The sequence below is a fragment of the Streptomyces sp. NPDC048461 genome (assembly GCF_055587105.1).
The window spans coordinates 101,109-118,815 of record NZ_JBVJGW010000025.1 but is presented as its reverse complement, the minus strand read 5'-3'; the positions used below and the strand labels follow the sequence as shown (position 1 = coordinate 118,815).

Here is a 17,707-nt window from a genome sequence, read left to right as displayed (position 1 = left end):
GAACGGCGGCCGCCGTAACCGGAACCGCCCGAACGGCCGGAGGAACCCGACCGGGACGGAGCGGAGGACCCGAAACGGCCCCCGCGACCCGAACCGCCGGAACCGGAACCGGAGCCGGAGCCGTACGAGCCGCCGTAGGAACCGCCGGACGAACCGGTGGAACCGCCACTGCGGCCTCGGGAAGAACGGTCATTCGTGCGAATGGTGCGGTTCATGCAGAACCTTCCTCGATGCGGCACGTATCGAGGAATCCCGAAGGGAGATTCGCGAGAACGAGCCGAATGAATACGAAAGCGAAAGCGGATCCGTCCGGCGGAAATGACCGGGGACAGGATCGGGCGTTGAAATCAGTGGCGCACTGCGGACGTGAAATCCGGGGCGCCGACTGCGGGCGGCTCTGACGGATGCGACATCCGGAGCCCGGGTCGGGCGGACCGTGCGGCGGGGCACCCCGACCGGATCGGGTCGGGCCGTGCCGCCCGGGGAAAAACTACGCCCGGAAACGCGACGAGCTGGGGCCCGCACCCCAAGGTGCGGGCCCCAGCTGCGTATACGCGTCAGCGTCAGGCGGGAACGATGTTCTCGGCCGTCGGGCCCTTCTGGCCCTGCGCGATGTCGAAGTTCACCTTCTGGCCCTCCTGAAGCTCACGGAAGCCCTGCGCGGCGATGTTCGAGTAGTGGGCGAAGACGTCAGCGCCGCCGCCGTCCTGCTCGATGAAGCCGAAACCCTTTTCGGCGTTGAACCACTTCACGGTGCCAGATGCCATGTCAATTCTCCTTTGGGGCAGTACCCGGAAACCACACCGTGTGGTCTCCGTGTCGCCGCGATGATTGCCCCACCCGGAAAAATGACCGGAAATACAGAAGTGCTCCCACCGGCACAGAAGACCGATGAGGGCACTTGAAGTTTTTGGGAACCACAACTGCAACTGAGATCGACAGTAGCACGACGGGATGGTGCGTGCACGGTAAATCATTCGGCTCGGCCCGGTGCTGAAGAAATACTCACGGCGCGTCGTGCCCATATCTCCCTCCACGGCAGCAGATATTGATAAGCGCGGAACGCAGCGTTCAGAAGGGTCGCCCCGCTCCTGCCGCGCGCATGGTGGCGAACCCGCTCCCCCTCCCCGGGCCGGAAGCCCGGGGAGCCCCGCGGACCGGCGGTCCGTTCACCCGGACGGCCGCACCGCACCACGGGGGTCTGCGGCGCCGGGCCCTCCAGCCGGCCGCGCCGGCCGCGGGAAGCACCGGTAGGAGTGCCCGCGACCGCGGGGGCGCCGAGTTGCCCGGCCCGGGGAGCGAGCCGACCATCGAACGCGGCCGGCAGGAGGCCGCCGGCAGTGCCCCGGCGCTCGCGCGCCGCCCGTCCGGCAAACGCCCCGACACGATCTGAGGACGTTCCCATGACCACCTTCACCACCAGCGACGGCACCGACCTCTTCTACAAGGACTGGGGCCGGGGCCGGCCCGTCGTGTTCAGCCACGGCTGGCCGCTCGACGCCGACGCGTGGGACGGACAGCTCCGTCTGGTCGCCGAGAACGGCTTCCGCGCCGTCGCCCACGACCGGCGCGGGCACGGCCGCTCCGCGCAGCCCTGGCAGGGCAACGACATGGACACGTACGCCGACGACCTGGCCGAGCTGATCGAGCACCTCGACCTCCGCGACGCGGTGCTGGTGGGCCACTCGACCGGCGGGGGCGAGGTCGCCCGGTACATCGGCCGGCACGGGACCGGGCGCGTCGCCAAGGTCGTGCTGCTCGGCGCGGTGCCGCCGCTGATGCTGCGGACGGAGGCCAACCCGGACGGCCTGCCCCTGGAGGTGTTCGACGGCATCCGCGAGGGAGTGCGCCTGGACCGCTCGGAGTTCTACCGGACGCTGAGCGAGTCCTTCTACGGTGCGAACCGCCCCGGCTCGAACGTGTCGCAGGGCGCGCGCGACGCCTTCTGGCTGATGGGCATGCAGGCCGGGCTCAAGGCCGCGTACGACTGCGTCGCCCAGTTCTCCGCGACCGACTTCACCGAGGACCTGCGGCGCATCGACGTCCCGACCCTCATCGCCCACGGCGACGACGACCAGATCGTGCCGATCGGTGCGGCCGCGCGGAAGTCGGCCGCCCTGGTCGAGGACTCCGTCCTCAAGGTCTACCCCGGCGCGCCGCACGGCCTGACGGGTGACTACGAGCAGGCCTTCAACGCCGACCTGCTCGACTTCATCCGGGCCTGAGCCCCGCGAGCCCCGGTTCTCGGACCCCGATCACGACCGCTGGGGCATGACCTCTTCCCTGCCGTCCATCTCCAGGGTGCAGCGCGGGGTGCTCGCCGTGTGGGGCAGGTGGACCCGGACGCGCAGGGGCGTCGGGGGGTCGGTCGCCAGTTCGGCGTCCAGGATCCAGCTGCCCGTGCGCGCCGCGCGGCGGTCGAGCTCCTTGCCGTCGACGAGCAGCTCGATCACATGGGGGTGGTCACCGTGAACGGTGACGGTCACCGAGTGACCCTCCCGGTCGACACTGAACTGGTGGTGCCTGGCCATGGTCGTCTCCCGTCCGGCGCGTCCCGTCCCCTCCCAGTCTCCGTCCGCCGGGCCGCCCGCGCCGGGCGGGCGGCGCGGGGACCGGCTGGACGGGGGAACCGGACGGGGGAAGCCGTGCGGGCCGCTACAGGCGGGCGGCGCGTGCGAGGGCGCCCAGGTCGACGAACTTGAAGTTGGTGTCGGTGCGCACCTCTCCGCCCGGTCCGGAGGCCGCGGGGGTGTTGGCGCCGTCCTGGACGACCAGCAGGCCCCGGGGGAACTTCGTCCCCAGCGGTGCGCTGGTGACGGCGGCGCCGTCGCTCTCCTCGGAGCCGTCGGGCGCTCCGGGCTTCGCACCCGCGGCGACGCGGAAGCCGCGGACGAACGCGTTGCCGCGGTCACGGTCGAAGGCGGCGAAGGTGTCGTCCCCCTGGCCGGACGCGAGCAGGTAGCCGCCGTGCCCGGGGTGGCGGGGGTCGCGCCAGATGGTGAGGCCCTCCACGTCGGCGCTGATGTGCCGACCGCCGAAGCCGGGGTCGGCGCCCGCGTCGCACTCCTCGGTGTCCGGGTTCCAGGTGCCGGGGACCCCGTAGGAGCGGACCTTCTCGATCAGCCGGGCCGGGGAGCGCAGGTCGGCATCCAGCTTCCAGATGCCGACGTCCTCCTGGCCCGCGTACAGATCGCCGGTGTCGGGGTCGACGACCATGCCCTCGACCTGGGGGAGCTCCCCCGGCTCGTCGCAGGGTGACCACCGCGCGCCGTCGGGCAGCGCGAAGGCGGAGGGCAGCGTGACGGTGCGGACCGTGCGGTAGCCGACCGTGCCGCGGGCGGTCGGCGTCAGCTCGGCGAGCGCGAGGGCGGTGGCGCCCCGGCGGCTGGCGACGGCGAAGGACCGGCCCGTACGGCGGTCGGTGTAGGCGGCGAGGCCGTAGGCGGTGCGCTGCTCGTTGACCTCGTCCTGGCCGGTGGAGAACACGTGCGGGGCGGCCGCCCCGTCCGTCACGTCGACCAGGGGGCCGGCGGTCCGTCCGGGGTCGATGCGGTAGACGCGCAGCTGGTCGCGGCCCCGGTCGGAGACGACGGCCACGTCGTGGCGGCCGTCGGGGAAGCGGAGGCCGGTGATCAGGTCGACGTTGTTGAAGCGCCCGGGCTTGTCGCCCTCCCGCGGCGGTGGCGGCGCGGGCAGGGACTGCACCTGGCGGCCGTCGAGGTCGTACACGCGCAGGCCGCCCTCCTTGGCGGTGGCGATCACCAGGCTGCGGTCGGGGTCGTGCGCGTTGCGCCAGATCGCCGGGTCGTCCGCGTTCGCGTTGCCTCCCTCCTCGTCGTCGAAGAGGGAGGGCGTCTCGACGGTGGCGGACACCTCGGGCGTCGACGGTGCGTCGCCGCGGTCCGTACGGGCGTACGCGGGACCGGCGATCGCGGTGAGGGCCGCGGCCACCGCCACGGCGGTGATCGCCGTCTTCCTGCCCGGGGTCACGCTCATGTTGCCTCCTGCTCGTGGAACGGGCTCAGGGGCCGGCCGCGCGCGTCGGGACGGGAACGCGGCCGCACCTCCAAGGATCGCAACCACCCTGGGCTACCTGCGGGTAGCCGCCACGACGCAGACATGACGCGAGCATGACCGCGGGATGAACCGCACCCCGCCGCCCGCGGAGGCGCGACCGCCCGTTCGCACGGCGGAAGGGCAACGGGAAATCCCGGCCATTCCTTCCGGTCGCCTTTAGGACAGAATTCAACTTGCCCCTCCATTCGGGAGATCGATCTCCCGAGTGGGGTTCAATTCGTTTACGCGTGAACATTTTTGACGAACCGGCAGTCACCATGCGGAACGCCCGAGTTACGGAGAAGTGAGAAAGGCGCGGCAGAACCGCAATCTGCGTCCCGCGGCTCGACTTCCGCAAGATCCGTTATGTATGGTTCCTTTCATTCACCGCCCAACGGGGGACGGGGAGCGGTTGCGGGCCGGGCGCGCATTCATGGCGCGTCCACGCCCGCACGACCGGCCGATCGATGCCCCCGCCACCCTCCCCATTGGGGGAAAGACATGCAGCGACTCGGGGGATCCGCCGTCCGGTTCCGTCTTTTGGGGCCGTTAAGCATTGCGCACGGCCCGGAAACAGCAGTTCTCAAACCGTCCAAGCCCACCAGTTTGCTGGCCGCGCTCCTGCTGCACCCCGACGCCGTCGTATCGACTTCCTATCTGATGCGGGCCGTATGGGACGAGGAGCCGCCCGCAACCGCCCGTGCCGCCTTGCAGACCTGCGTGCTGAGACTGCGCCGGCTGTTCGCCGAGTACGGGATATCAGCGACCACCATCGAATCCGTTCCGGGTGGTTACCGGATGCACAACACGACCGGAACGCTCGATCTCCTGCTGTTCCGGAGCCTGGTCTCCGAAGCGGCCTCCTCGCGCGAACCGGGCGAGGAGCTGTACCGGCTGCGCGAGGCGCTGTCCTTGTGGAACGGGCAACCGCTGGCCAACGTCGCCTCGCGGATGCTCCAGCTGCACGCCGTGGCGGCGCTGGAACAGGAGCGGCTGCGGGTCCTGGAGCGGGTCTGCGACCTCGAACTCGCCGCCGGGAACTGCCATCAGGTCCTGGTCGACCTGTACGAGAGCGCACGCCGGCATCCGGTGCGCGAGCGGTTCACCGAGCAGTTCATCGAAGCGCTCTACCGCACCGGACGGCAGACCGAGGCGCTCTCCGAATACCGCACGGTCCGTGACCGGCTCCGCGACGAGCTGGGCATCGACCCGGGTCCCGGCCTGCGCCGGCTGGAGCTCTCGATCCTGCGCGCCGAAGAACTCGGGCCCCCGCAGCAGCCGGCCGCGGGCGACCCGGTCCTCGGGGCGGGACCGGGGTCCTCCCCGGCCGGGCCCGCCCCCGCGGCGGCGGTTCCGGCGGTTCCGGCCGTGGCTCCGGCAGCCCGTGCTGGCACCGCGGCCGTCGCCGTGACCGCGGTCCCCGCCGCCGACCGGCGCGCGCTCGCGCCGGGCCGCGCCGAGGACGCACCCCGGCTGCCGGCCGTACCCGGTTTCGCGGGGCGGGACGCCGACCGTGCGGCGATCACCCGGCAGCTCACCGCGGCCTCCGGGCCGCGCCTGGTGGTCATCTCCGGCGCGCCCGGCATCGGAAAGTCGGCGCTGGCCCGCCAGTGCGCGCACGAGGCACAGGAGGCCTTCCCCGGCGGGGTGTTCGCGCTCCCCCTCACCGCGCCCGACGGCGCGCCCGTGCCCGTGGCGGACGCGGTGGAGCAGTTGCCCGCGGCCGGCCCCGGCCGGCGGCTGCTCGTCCTGGACGACGCGGCCGGCGCCTGGCAGGTGCTGCCGCTGCTTCCCGCCGCGGGGGACGCCCGGGTCGTCGTCACCAGCCGGCGCGGACTGGCCGCGGTGGTCGCCACGCACGGCGGTGCGGTGCACCGTCTCGGCACCCTGCGGGCGGCAGAGGCGTACGCCCTGCTCAGCGGGCTCGTCGGCGCCGAACGGCTCGCGGCGGAGGAAGCAGCGGCGGGGCGACTCGCCGACGTCTGCGGGTACTTCCCGCTGGCGTTGCGGATCGCGGCGGGCCGGCTGCTGACCCGCCCCGGGCTGGCGGTGGCCGACTGCGCGAACTGGCTCGCGGAGGACCCGCCGGGCCGGCTGGCCCTCGCGGAGGACGCCCGGCTGTCGGTGCCCGAGGTGTTCGGCCGGGCGCTGGACACCCTGGCGCCCGACGCCCGCGCCGCCTTCCTCCGGCTCGGCGGGCTCGACGAGGGCGCCGACCTGTCGGCCGCCGCCTGCGAGTCCGTACTCGAACAGCTGGTGGAGGCCGGACTGCTGGAGGACGGCCCACCCGGCCGCCCGTACCGGCTGCACGACTTCCTTCGTGTCTACGCGCGTTGGCACGTGCGGTCCGACGACGTGGCCGGCGCGGTCGCGCCCTCCCACTGACCCCGCATGCCCCCGGGGACCCCAGTCGCCGGCCGGGGGCCGGGGGCCGTCCCCTCCGCCGCAGTGCCCCGGTTTCCGCCGCAGTCCCCCGGTTCCTCCCGTCCGGCTCTCTCCCGCAGTCCCCTCCTCCGTCCGCCCAGACCGCACCCAGGGGTGTCCCATGGCCCACGCCGGCTATCAGGCCGTTTCCGCGACCCGTCCCAGGATCCGCCGGGACGTGCTCTTCACCCGGACGCCGGACGGCGTCCTGTTCCACAACGCCGACGGCGGATTCCGCCTCACGGCGAAGTCCGCGTACAGGTTCGCGACGCTGATCGTCCCCCACCTGACCGGCGAGCACACCGTCGCCGACCTGTGTCAGGGCCTCGGCGAGGCCCAGCAGGCGATGGTCGGCGAGCTCGTCCGGACCCTGTACGAGCGCGACTTCGCCCGGCCCGTCGAGGCTCCCGCCGCACGCCCCGGGCAGGACGGCCGGGAGGGGCGGGCCGCGCCCGACGGCCCGGCCGCCGACGTCGCCCGGCGCTTCGCCCCGCAGATCGCGTACGTCGACCACTACTCCGACGACGCCGAGGCCCGCTTCCTGCGGTTCCGCACCACCCGGGTCGCCGTGCTCGGCGAGGACGAGGTGGCGCGCTGGTGCGCCGCGGCCCTGATACGCAACGGCTGCGCGGCCGTCGGCGTGACACCGGGCCTGGACACCGCCCTGGCCGAAGCCGACGCGGCCGAGGCCGCCGCCGACGGTTGTCCCGTCGACCTGCACACGATTCCCGGGGGCGGCCCGGCGCAACCACCGCTCGACTGGGACGGGTTGGACGGCTACGACGTGGTCGTGGTGACCGGCGGACCGGCCGCGCCGGCCCGGCTGCTGCCGCTGCTGCGCGCCGGGGTACCCCGGGGACGCACCCTGCTGCCCGCCTGGACCTACGGCTCGGACGCCGTCGTCGGGCCGCTGATGACCCACGCCGCGCCGGGCTGCTGGGCCTGCGCGGCCCTGCGCCTGGGATCGGCCGCCGGTCGCGATCCGGGGGTCGCCGCCGACCTCTGGAGCGCGCTGGCCCTGCCGGACGGCGGCCACGGCGCCCGCGCCGACACCGCCGGTACGGGCCGCCCGCTGTCGGCGATGATCGGCAACCTGCTCGGGTACGAGGTCTTCCGCGTCACCTCGGGCGCCCTGCCCCCCGAGACGGCGGACCGGCTGCTCGTCCAGGACACGGCCTCGCTGGACGTCACCGGCGAACCGCTCCTGCCGCACCCCCGCTGCCCGTTCTGCGCCCGGCACACCGCCGAGGAGCCGGCGGGGAGCGCCGGACGTCCCGTGGACCTCACGGCCGCCGGCCGGTCCGGGGCGCCCGCCCTGCCGACGCCGGAGACCGCCCGCGACGCCGACGCGCTCGTCGAGGAGCTGAACCGGCGCTCCGCCCTGGTCCGCCCGTACGCCGGGGTCTTCACCCGGTACGCCGACGAGCCGCTGACGCAGATCCCGCTCAAACTGAGCGTGGTCGAACTGGGCCTCGGGCACGCGGAGCGGCGGGCGATCGCCGCGTTCGACGTCCACCACGTGGCGGGAGCCCGGATGCGGGCGCTGGACAGCGCCGCGATCGAGTACGCCGAGCGCGTCGTCCCTCCCCGTCTGACCGCGGCCGAGGCGGAGGACGCGGTCCCCGTCGCGGCGCTGACCACCGCCTCGGGGCTGCCGGGCGGGAGCGACGCGTACGAGCAGGCCGTCTCGCTGCTCACCGGGGAGCCCGTACCGGTCCCGGCCGGGGCCGTGCGCCCGTTCGGACCGCACAACGCCGGCCGGCTCTTCGAGCGGACCCGGGCCGGTGCGGGCGCCGGACCGTCCCCGGCCGACGCCGCCGCGGCCGGGCTGCTCTCGGCGCTCGCGTACGACGCCCTGCTGCGCGCGGTGCACGGCGCTGCGGCCGCCCCCGTGCCGCTGCCCGATCCGGCGGGGACGGACGGGGACGCCGACGCCGAACTGACCTTCCTCGTGCGCTCCGCGGAGCGCCTGGGCCTCGCCGTCGAGCTGCTGGACCTCGGGGAGGGCGAGCGCTCGGGCGTGTCCGTGCTCCTCGCGCGGGCGGGGCGCCGCTGGGCGATCGGCAGCGACCTCGACCGGCGCGCGGCCGCCGTGGCGGCGCTGCGGGACCTGCTGGGCGCGGCGCAGTACGAAGCCGACGACGCGGTCGGCGGCGCCGCGGCCGACACCGGGGCGCCGCTGCTGCGCGACCTCGACGCCCGCGCCCTGGCGACGGCCCCCGGGACGACGCCCGGCGCCGAAGCGCCGGCCGCCGCCTGGCCGCAGGTGCTGGAGCGGCTGCGCGCGGCGGGCCGTGACGCGTACGCCGTCCCCACCGGCTCGCCGGACCTGGCCTCGGCGGGGATCCACACCGCGCGGGTGCTGCTCGGCGCGGAGCGGGAGCCGGCCGATGCGCTCTGACGCCCGCGGAGCGGTGGAGGCGCAGGCGGGCGCGCAGGCGCGTGCGGGCGGCCGCACCGTCGCGGCCCGGACCGCGGCGCCGGGCGCCCCGGCCGTCCCCCGGCGGCGCCTGGTCTCCGCCGGGGCGGAGGTCGCGGCCGCGCTCGGGGCGGACAACGCGGCGCGCTTCGCGGCGGAACTCGAACGGGCCCTGCACCGGCTGGGCGGACCCCGGGTGGCCCTGTCCGCGCTGGGGCTGCGCGACGCCTTCGCCGCCGACGGGCCGTCCGGCGCGGCCAGCACGGACGGCACGGACGGCACCGGCGGCCCGGCCCGTGCGGCCGGTCCCGGCGGAGTGGCCGTTCACCTGTACGGGCACCAGGCCGCCGTAGGTCCGCCCGGCGGGTGTGCCCGCTGCCTGGAGCGGCGCTGGCAGGCCGTCCGGTCCGTCTCGCTGCGCGACGCCCTGGAGCTGGGCGGCGGGACCCGCCCCGCGGGCGCGTGGCCGTACGCCCACCCCTTCGCGGCCGGGGCGGTCGCCGCACTGGCGGCGCTCGTCGCGGCGGCGCGGCCTGCCGGCGCGGCCGCCGCACCGGGCCCGTTCCCCCACGTACGGCTGCTGGACCTGCGGACCGGTGCCGTGCGCCGTCATCCGCTGGTCCCCGACCCCGAGTGCCCGGCGTGCGCGGCCCCGCGGGAGGACACCGCGGCGGGAGCGGTCCTGGAGCTGCCGCCCGCGCCCAAGTACCGGCCCGGGGTGTTCCGTACCCGGCCGGTGGAGTCGTACGGCATCGACGTGGCGGCGTTCGCGAACCCGCTGTGCGGGGCCCTGGGCCCCTCCGTCGTACAGGACGTCTCCTCGACCTCCACCTCGGCGACCATCGGCTGCTTCTCGATGCGGTCCGGGGAGTACCTGCGCGAGACCTTCTGGGGCGGGCACACCGACTCGTTCCGCCAAAGCGCGCAGGTCGGCGTCCTGGAGGGTCTGGAGCGGTACGCGGGGATGCGGGCGCGCTCGCGCACCACGAGCGTGCGGGGAACGCTGCGGCAGTTCGGCGACGACGCGGTCGACCCGCGCCGGGTCGGCCTGTACGCCGACGCGTTCCACGAGGCCAACCCCCGGGTCCGGCCCTTCGATCCGGACCGGGAGATCCCCTGGGTGTGGGGCTGGTCGCTGCGCGACAGCGTGCCCCGCCTGGTGCCCGAGATCCTGACGTACTACCACGCGCCGGGCCTGGAGAACCGGTTCGTGCAGGAGAGCTCCAACGGCTGCGCGTCCGGCGGCAGCGCCGCCGAGGCCGTGTACTTCGGGCTGATGGAGGTCGTCGAGCGGGACGCGTTCCTGCTCGCCTGGTACGGGCGTCAGCCGCTGCCCGAGATCGACCCGGCGACCAGTTCCCGGCCCGGCACCCGCGCCATGGTGGACCGGCTGGCCCTGTACGGCTACCGGGCCCGCTTCTTCGACACCCGGATCACGTTCCCGGTCCCCGTCGTCACCGCCGTCGCCGAACGGTTCGACGGCGGCCCGGGCCGGATGTGCTTCGGGGCGGGAGCCGGGCTCGACCCGGAGTCGGCGCTGCACTCCGCGCTGTGCGAGATCGCCACCGACGCCGTCAACCTGCCGGGCCGGACCGTACGGGACGAGGCCCGGCTGCGGGCGATGGCCGCCGACTTCGACCTGGTCACCGCCCTGCACGACCATCCCCTGGTGTACGGCGTCCCCGAGATGGGGCGGCACGCCGACTTCCTGCTCCGGGCGCCCGCGGCCGGCCCGCCGCGCGCCGTCGCCGAGCTGCTCTGGCCCACCGCCGCAGGCACCGCCGCGTCCCACGACGTGCGGACCGACCTGGCGCGGTGCGTCGCGGCGGTCGCCGCCGGGGGGTTCGACGTGGTGGTGGTCGACCAGACCCTGCCCGAGCAGCGGTCCCTCGGGCTCCACACGGTGAGCGTGCTGGTGCCCGGACTCCTGCCGATCGACTTCGGCTGGTCCCGGCAACGGGCGCTCGGCATGCCGCGGATGCGCACGGCCCTGCGGGAGGCGGGGCTGCGCCCGCGCGACCTGGAGCCCGCCGACCTGAACCCGGCCCCCCACCCCTTCCCCTGACCCGCACGCCGCCGCTGCCGGCGGCCCACCGAACGTAGGAGGACCCGTGGGCTACGCCCATGACTACGCCGACGAGATCATGCACCGCGGCCGGATACCCATGGAACCCGTCGACTTCGTGCCGGACTGGGCCGACCGGCCGCGCAAGGCGAAGTTCTACCCGGACGCGGAGACCCTGCCGCTCCCCTCCCCCGCGCCGGAGCCCGCGCGACGGCCCACCGGACCGGCGGGGTTCACGCTGCCGCTGCTGTCCGGCATGCTGCGGTACTCGTACGGACTGACCGGGCGGCGGCTCGCCGTCCAGGCCAACACCGACCTGGCGGCCCTGCCGCACCACACGCACGCGAACTGGTCGCGGGGCACCGCGTCCGGGGGCGGTCTCTACCCCGCCGGCATCTACTGGGCGGCGGGCGCGGACGGCCCGCTCACCCCCGGGCTGTACCACTACGGGCCGCACGCGCACGGCCTGAGGCGCATCCTCGCTGGCGACGTGACGGGCGTGGTCCGCGAGGCGCTGGGGCCGGGCGCGGGCCCGGCGGGCGCCGCCACGCAGTACCTGGTCCTCAGCGTCAAGTACTGGCAGAACGCGTTCAAGTACAACAGCTTCTCCTTCCACGCCGTGAGCATGGACGTGGGCGCGCTCGTCCAGACCTGGCGGCTGTGGGCGCGGCCGTACGGGCTCCGGATCGACCCGGTCCTGTGGTTCGACGAGGAGCGGCTGGCCGCCCTGCTCGGGGTGGAGGCACGGCAGGAGGGCGTCTTCGCGGTCGTCCCGCTGACCTGGGAGGACCGGCCCGGCGGCCGCGGCCCGGGAGAAGCGCTCGCCCCCTCCGGCAGCGCCCGCGCCGCCGGTGTCCCGTCCCGGGTCGCGGGCGCCGACGCGGGCCGCGATCCGCGGGTCACCGCGCACCGGGACAGCGAACGCTCCCGCCGGGTCCTGGAGTTCGAGACCCTGCTGCGGATCCACACGGCCACCCTCGGCCGCGCCGCCGACCGTCCCGCGCCGGACGCGCTGGACGCGGCCGCCGCCGTTGCCCCGCGCGGCACCGACCCCCGCCCGCTGCCCGCGCCCGCGCCCGCCCCCTCTCCGCTGTCCCCGGCCGCGGTGCTGCGCGCCCGGCGCAGCAGCTTCGGCCGGTTCGACGGCTCGCGCCCGGTGGCCGCCGAGCAGCTGGCGGCCGTCCTCGCCGACTGCGCGGCCACCGCGTACGGCACGGAGGCCGAGCGCCCGGACGGGCCGCCGCTGACGGCCCTGTACGTCTTCGTCAACCACGTCGAGGGCGTCCCGCCCGGCGGGTACGCCTACGACCCGGCGGCCCGCACGCTGCGCCCGGTCGTGCCCGGCCCGCCCGGCGACTTCCTCCAGCGCACGTACTTCCTGTCCAACTACAACCTGGAGCAGGCCGGGGCGGTGGTCGTCCCCACCCTGCGCACCACCGCCGTCCTCGACGCCGTCGGAGACCGCGGCTACCGCCTGGTGAACGGGACCGTGGGCGCCGTCGCGCAGACCTTCTACACCAGCGCCGCCGCGTTCGGCCTCGGCGCGGGCGTGGCCCTCGGCTTCGACAACATCGCGTACGCCGAACGGCTGGGCCTCACCGGCTCCGGCGAGGCGCCGCTGCTCATCATGCTGCTCGGTCACGAGCGGCCGCGGCCCGCCGACTTCCGCCACGAGATCGCCTGAAGGGGGCCACGACGATGCACACCACCGAATGGCGCGCGGGCGACCGGTTCATGCTGCGGGTGGCCGGGCTGCCCCTGTCCGCGGTCGACGGGCTGCGCTGCCCGCGGACCCACCGCTGGGCGCGGGAGGTACTGGCGGCCGAGGCGGAGCTCTGCGCGGGCGCGGAGCACCTGGGCGAACTCCTGCACCGGGCGGTCGGCGCCACCGATCCGGCCCCCGACGGCGCGGGCGCCGCGCAGCGCCGCGCCCTGCTGGGGCTGCGGCGGCGGATCCACAACAGCCGGCTGCCCACCGGTCCCGACCCGGCGCTCGACGCGGCCGCGGCCCACGCCCTGGAGGCCCTCGCCTCCGGCGCCGGCCCGAAAGCGGCCGACGGGTCCGGCGCCGGGGACGCCGGCGCGCTGCTGCAGGGCTGGCTGCGCCGCCGGCGGCGGCTGGGCGAGCTCGTCGCCGAGGGCGGGCCGCTGCTCGCCGCGGAACTGGCCGGCAACCGCTCCGCGCTGCGGGGCCTGCTGGCCGACGAACGGCTGCGCGCGGGGCTGCTGTTGGCCTCGCCCGTGCTGGAGGGGCAGCTCGACGGGTACCTGCGGACCGTGGGCGTACCGGGCGGGCGGGCCCGCAAGGCCGAGCGGTCGGCCCTGTCGTACCTCTACCGCACCGCGTGCAAGACCAGCCCGTTCAGCACCTTCACCGCGGTGGCCACCGGCCGTTTCGACTCCGCCCGGCCGCCCGGGCCCCTGGCGCTCGCGGACGCCTGGACGGGGCACGTCCGGCTCAACGTCGTCGTCCTCGCCCGGCTCGCCGAACTGATCCTGGCCGACCCGGTCCGGCGCCGCGACCTGCCGCTGCGTCCGGCCTCCGGCTGGGGACGCGACGACGACCGCATCCGCTACGTGCGCCGCTCGGTGACCGCGGGCGACGACTCGGCCGCGGTCACCTTCGACGCGGTCGAGGACCGGCTGTTCTTCCTGCGCCGCAGCGGGACGCTGGAGCGCCTGCTGGCGCTGTTCGCCGAGCGGGGCGAGCTGCGGCACCACGAGCTGGCCGCGTGGCTGGCCGCCGAGCGCGGCGCCGGTCCCGAGGACTGCGAGGCGTACGTGGCCGCCCTGCTCCAGCTCGGCATGGTCCACGTGCCCCTGCTGGACACCGGGGTGCACAGCGGGGACCCGCTGCGGTCCTTCCAGCGCTCCCTCACCGCGCTGGAGCGGCCCTGGGCGGACCGGCTCGCCGCCCTCCTCGACGCGCCCGCCGACGCCCTGGCCCGCTACCCGCACGCGGACCGCACCGGGCGCTCGGAGCTGCTGCGCGGGCTGCGGGCGGGGCTGCGCCGGGCCCAGGAGGAGCTCGGCGCACCGGACGCGGCCCTGCCGAAGACGCTGCTGTACGAGGACGTGAGCGCGGGCCGGGACGTGCGCTGCGCCCCGCCGAAGTGGGACGGGCTGCGCTCGGTCGAACGCATCCTGCCCGCCTTCGACCTCACCCTCGCCCAGCGGATCACCTTCGAGGGCTTCTTCGCCGCCCGGTACGGCTCCGGCGGCCGCTGCGAGGACCTGCTGGGCCTGGTCCACGACTTCCACGAGGACTTCTTCGACCAGTACCTGTCGTTCAGCGCGCGCCGCACCCCCTTCGACGAGCACGGCGCCTACGTGCCGGAGGAGAACTGGCTGGGCCTGCCGGGCATCCGCGCCCTCGACTCGGCCCGGTGTGCCTTCGTGGACCGGATGCGGGCGGCCTGGGCGGCGTACGGGGACGTGCACGGGGACACGCGCGGTGACGTGCGCGCTCCCTCGGCCGTCGGAGGGGAGGCGGCCACGCGGGCGCCCGAACTGCGCCTCGAAGACTCCGACCTGGAGTTGGTGGCCCGTGAACTCGACGGCCTGACAACCGGGTTCACGCCCCGCTGCCACCACGTCCAGTGGGCCCGCGATCCGGACTCCGGCGCCTCGCTGACGGTGCTGAACCGGAGCTACGGCGGCCTGTCCTTCCCGTTCAGCCGCTTCACCCACGTGTACGACGACGGGGAGGCCCGCCTGTCGCGGGAGCTGCGGGCGGCGGCCGCCGCGGTGACCCCGGAGGGCGCCGTCTTCGCGGAGGTCACCGGCGGTCCGGTCACCACCAACCTCAACCTGCACGGGCGGCTCACCACGTACGAGATCGTCTGCCCCGGTGAGACCGGCAGCCTCCCGGAGGACCGCCGGCTGGAGCTGGACGACCTGTACGCGCAACAGGTGCCGGAGACCGGGCGGGTGGAGCTGCGTTCGCGCCGGCTCGGCCGTCGGGTGATCCCCGTCTACCTCGGCTACCTCGTACCGCTGGCCCTGCCGGCGATCTCGCGGACGCTGCTGCTGTTCTCGCCGTCGTCGATGTCGCCGCTCGACGTGTGGGCGGGGGTGCCGCAGGGCCCGTCCCGCTCCGGGGTGACCGCGCGGCCGCGCGTCGTCCACGACGACGTGGTGCTCAGCCGCCGCAGCTGGACCACCACCGCGGGCGTCCTGCCCGTGCGGGGCGCCGGCGAGGCGGGCCACTTCCTCGACTGGCAGCGGTGGCGGCGGGCGCACGGCCTGCCGGACCGGGTGTTCGCGACCGTCACGGCCGGGGCCTCCGCGGCCGGGGCCAAGCCGAGTTACGTCGACTTCACGAGCCTGCTCTCGCTCGCCGCCTTCCAGGCACTGCTGCGCGAGCCGACCCACCTGGTCGTGTTCCGCGAGATGCTCCCGGACCCCGGAATGCTCCACACGTGCACGCCGGCCGGCGCGCACGTCGCCGAACTGGCCGTCGAGACCTTCACCACGACCATCCGACAGCCGGAAGGCGGCACCCGATGTCCGAGCTGAACCCCAACCCCGGCGAAGTGCGCGGCGCCTGGCAGGCCCTGCACGTCTTCTACGCCGCCAACCCGCAGCCGCTGCTGGTGAACTGCGTGCGCCCGCTGATCGCCGAGCTGACCGAGGACGGCCTGCTCGCCGGGCACTTCTTCATCAACTACTGGCTGGAGGGTCCGCACGTCCGGCTGCGGCTGCGCCCCGCGACGCCGGAGGCCGAGCCGGAGGTGCGGCGGCGCGCCGAAGCGGCCGTCGGCGCCTTCCTGAAGGCCCGGCCCGCGCTCTACCAGGTCGATTCCGGGTTCCTCAACGAGTTCTACAACACCCTGTTCGACATCGAGTTCCCGGAGGGGAACCGGGGCGCGTTCATGGGCCCTGACGGGCGGATGAACCTGCGCCCCAACAATTCCGTCGCGCACGAGCCGTACGAGCCGGAATTCGGGAAGTACGGCGGCCCGGCGGGCGTGGAGCTCGCCGAATGGCATTTCGCGCACTCCAGCGATCTGGTGATGGACGCCCTGCACCGGATGAACCTCCACGTCCGCACGGTCCTGCTGGGCACCTCGGCGCAGCTGATGATGGTCATGGCGGGCGTGTTCCTGCCCGGCCGGGAGGAACTCGCCGGCTATTTCGACCGCTACTACGCGTTCTGGCACCAGGCGTTCCCCGGCACCGGGTTCATCGGCTCGCAGGAGTACGACCGGACGTACGGGCAGACCGCTCCGGGGCTGTCCCGGCGCTTCACCGCGGTCCGCGAGGCGCTGGCCTCCGGCGACACCGGGCGGCTGCCGGACTTCCTGGCGGGCTGGGCCGGGCACTGCCGGGAGCTGCGCGACCGGGCCGAGGCCCTCGCGGTCTCCGGGGACCTGGTCTTCCGCTCCTGGGACGGCGCCCGGGACGAGCGGGTGACGGATCCGGCCGAGGCGCTGCCCCTGCTCCTCTCGCCGTACATGCACATGACGAACAACCGGCTGCACGTGACCATCCGCGACGAGGCCTACCTGTCCCACCTGCTGGGCCGGGTGCTGCGCGAGCAGGAGGCCGCGCCCGCGCAGCACCCGGTGGACGCGCCGTGACGGGCCCGGCCCCGGGCGGGGACGGCGGCGGGAGCGGGGCGGCGCTGCTCGCGCAGCGGCCGGCGCTGCGGACGGACGTCCTGCTCTCGGCGCCGCTGCTGAGCGGCCCGGCCACCGTCCACCTGGTCAAGGACCCGGTGTCCGGGGCCTCCTTCGAGGTCGGGACGAAGGAGTTCTTCCTGCTGTCCCGCCTCGACGGCGCGCGCAGCCTGGCCGAGATCGGCGAGGCGTACGGGCAGGTCTTCGGGCGCCGGCTCGGCGAGCGGAACTGGCAGCAGCTCCTCGGCCTCCTGGGGTCCCGGCGGCTGCTGGCCGGCGGTCCGCCGCCGGAGCCCGCGCCGCCGCCGGGCCCGCCGCGCAGCGGGAACCTGGTGCGCGGGAGCCTGCGGCTGGTGGCGGACGCCGACGCGGCCACGGCGCGGCTGCACCGGTTCCTGCGGCCGGTGCTGCACCCGGCGCCGCTGCTCGTACTGCTCGTCGCCTGCCTGGCCATGACCGGCGTGCTCGCCGCGTCCCTGGGCGAACTCGTGCGGGACTTCGGCTGGTTGCTGGCCAGGCCGGCGCCGCTGCTCGCGGTGGCGACCCTGATGTGGCTGAGCACCGCGCTGCACGAGTTCGCCCACGGGGTCGCCGCCCGGCACACCGGCGGTACCGTCGGCGAGATCGGGCTGCGCTGGCGGCTGCCCGTGGCGATCATGTACTGCCGGGTCGACAACTACCGCTACCTGCGGCGCCGTCGCCATCAGCTCGCCGTCGCCGCCGCGGGGGCGTTCGCCAACCTGCTGTTCCTGCTGCCCTTCTTCGGGTGGTGGGCGGCGCTGCCCGGCGGCGACCCCACCCGGCGGGTGCTCGGCGGACTGCTGCTGCTCGGCGGCGCGCAGGCCCTGGTCAACCTGTTGCCGCTGCCGCCGCTCGACGGCTACACGATGCTCGGCCACGGGCTGCGCGTCACCCGGCTGGCGCCCGCCGCCTCGGCGTACCTGCGGCTGCGGACGCGCGACCGAACCGCTGCGGCCGCGTACCCGCCGCGGGCGCGCCGGCTGTACGCGGCGTACGGCGTCGGCTCCGCGGCCCTGGTCCTGCTCCTGACCGCGGCCGCCGCCGGGGCCGTCTGGTACGCCGTGACCGCCTGACCCACGACGACCACCCCCTCCGACCCCC

The 17,707-nt window shown here is 75.2% G+C and carries 11 protein-coding genes; 8 read left to right on the top strand and 3 right to left on the bottom strand.

Translation table 11 applies throughout. From position 1 onward, the window contains the following. Positions 1–563: 563 nt before the first annotated feature. The gene (locus ACZ6S8_RS32015; protein ID WP_014047008.1) at positions 564–767 is read right to left on the bottom strand and encodes a cold-shock protein; all 204 of its coding nucleotides are present in this window, start codon (positions 765–767) and stop codon (positions 564–566) included. A 636-nt stretch (positions 768–1,403) separates the two neighbouring features. Here ACZ6S8_RS32015 and ACZ6S8_RS32010 point away from each other — a divergent pair. Beyond that, on the top strand, positions 1,404–2,225 hold the full coding sequence (locus ACZ6S8_RS32010) for an alpha/beta fold hydrolase (protein WP_469460934.1): 822 nt from the start codon (positions 1,404–1,406) through the stop codon (positions 2,223–2,225). 30 nt (positions 2,226–2,255) lie between these two features. On the opposite strand, the gene ACZ6S8_RS32005 is transcribed toward ACZ6S8_RS32010, so the two are convergent. Continuing rightward, positions 2,256–2,531, bottom strand: a complete 276-nt coding sequence (locus tag ACZ6S8_RS32005) for a hypothetical protein (protein WP_469460933.1) — start codon at positions 2,529–2,531, stop codon at positions 2,256–2,258. A 124-nt stretch (positions 2,532–2,655) separates the two neighbouring features. Further along, positions 2,656–3,996 carry a phytase gene (locus tag ACZ6S8_RS32000; RefSeq protein ID WP_469460932.1) on the bottom strand — a complete coding sequence of 447 codons (1,341 nt, stop codon included), beginning with the start codon at positions 3,994–3,996 and terminating at the stop codon, positions 2,656–2,658. Positions 3,997–4,662: 666 nt separating this feature from the next. Here ACZ6S8_RS32000 and ACZ6S8_RS31995 point away from each other — a divergent pair. The 7 genes from ACZ6S8_RS31995 to ACZ6S8_RS31965 all read left to right on the top strand — a co-directional run bounded on the left by ACZ6S8_RS31995 (position 4,663) and on the right by ACZ6S8_RS31965 (position 17,679). After that, positions 4,663–6,441 (top strand): AfsR/SARP family transcriptional regulator, encoded by a 1,779-nt coding sequence (locus ACZ6S8_RS31995; protein ID WP_469460931.1) that lies wholly within the window; start codon positions 4,663–4,665, stop codon positions 6,439–6,441. A 160-nt stretch (positions 6,442–6,601) separates the two neighbouring features. Next, positions 6,602–8,881, top strand: a complete 2,280-nt coding sequence (locus ACZ6S8_RS31990) for a TOMM precursor leader peptide-binding protein (protein ID WP_469460930.1) — start codon at positions 6,602–6,604, stop codon at positions 8,879–8,881. Further along, entirely contained in the window at positions 8,871–10,964 is a 2,094-nt protein-coding gene (locus ACZ6S8_RS31985; RefSeq protein WP_469460929.1) for a TOMM precursor leader peptide-binding protein, read from the top strand. The genes ACZ6S8_RS31990 and ACZ6S8_RS31985 overlap by 11 nt, the downstream gene beginning before the upstream one ends. Before the next feature lie 46 nt (positions 10,965–11,010). Continuing rightward, entirely contained in the window at positions 11,011–12,648 is a 1,638-nt protein-coding gene (locus ACZ6S8_RS31980) for a SagB family peptide dehydrogenase (RefSeq protein ID WP_469460928.1), read from the top strand. A gap of 14 nt (positions 12,649–12,662) precedes the next feature. Further along, a complete protein-coding gene (locus ACZ6S8_RS31975; protein WP_469460927.1) occupies positions 12,663–15,482 on the top strand; it encodes a lantibiotic dehydratase in 2,820 nt (939 codons plus the stop codon). Next, positions 15,470–16,546, top strand: coding sequence for a lantibiotic dehydratase C-terminal domain-containing protein (locus tag ACZ6S8_RS31970; RefSeq protein ID WP_469460926.1), 1,077 nt, complete (start codon positions 15,470–15,472; stop codon positions 16,544–16,546). Before ACZ6S8_RS31975 ends, ACZ6S8_RS31970 begins: the two co-directional genes overlap by 13 nt. After that, positions 16,543–17,679: a peptidase M50 gene (locus ACZ6S8_RS31965; RefSeq protein WP_469460925.1), complete on the top strand. Its 1,137-nt coding sequence runs from the start codon at positions 16,543–16,545 to the stop codon at positions 17,677–17,679. The genes ACZ6S8_RS31970 and ACZ6S8_RS31965 overlap by 4 nt, the downstream gene beginning before the upstream one ends. The last annotated feature ends 28 nt before the right edge of the window (positions 17,680–17,707 follow it).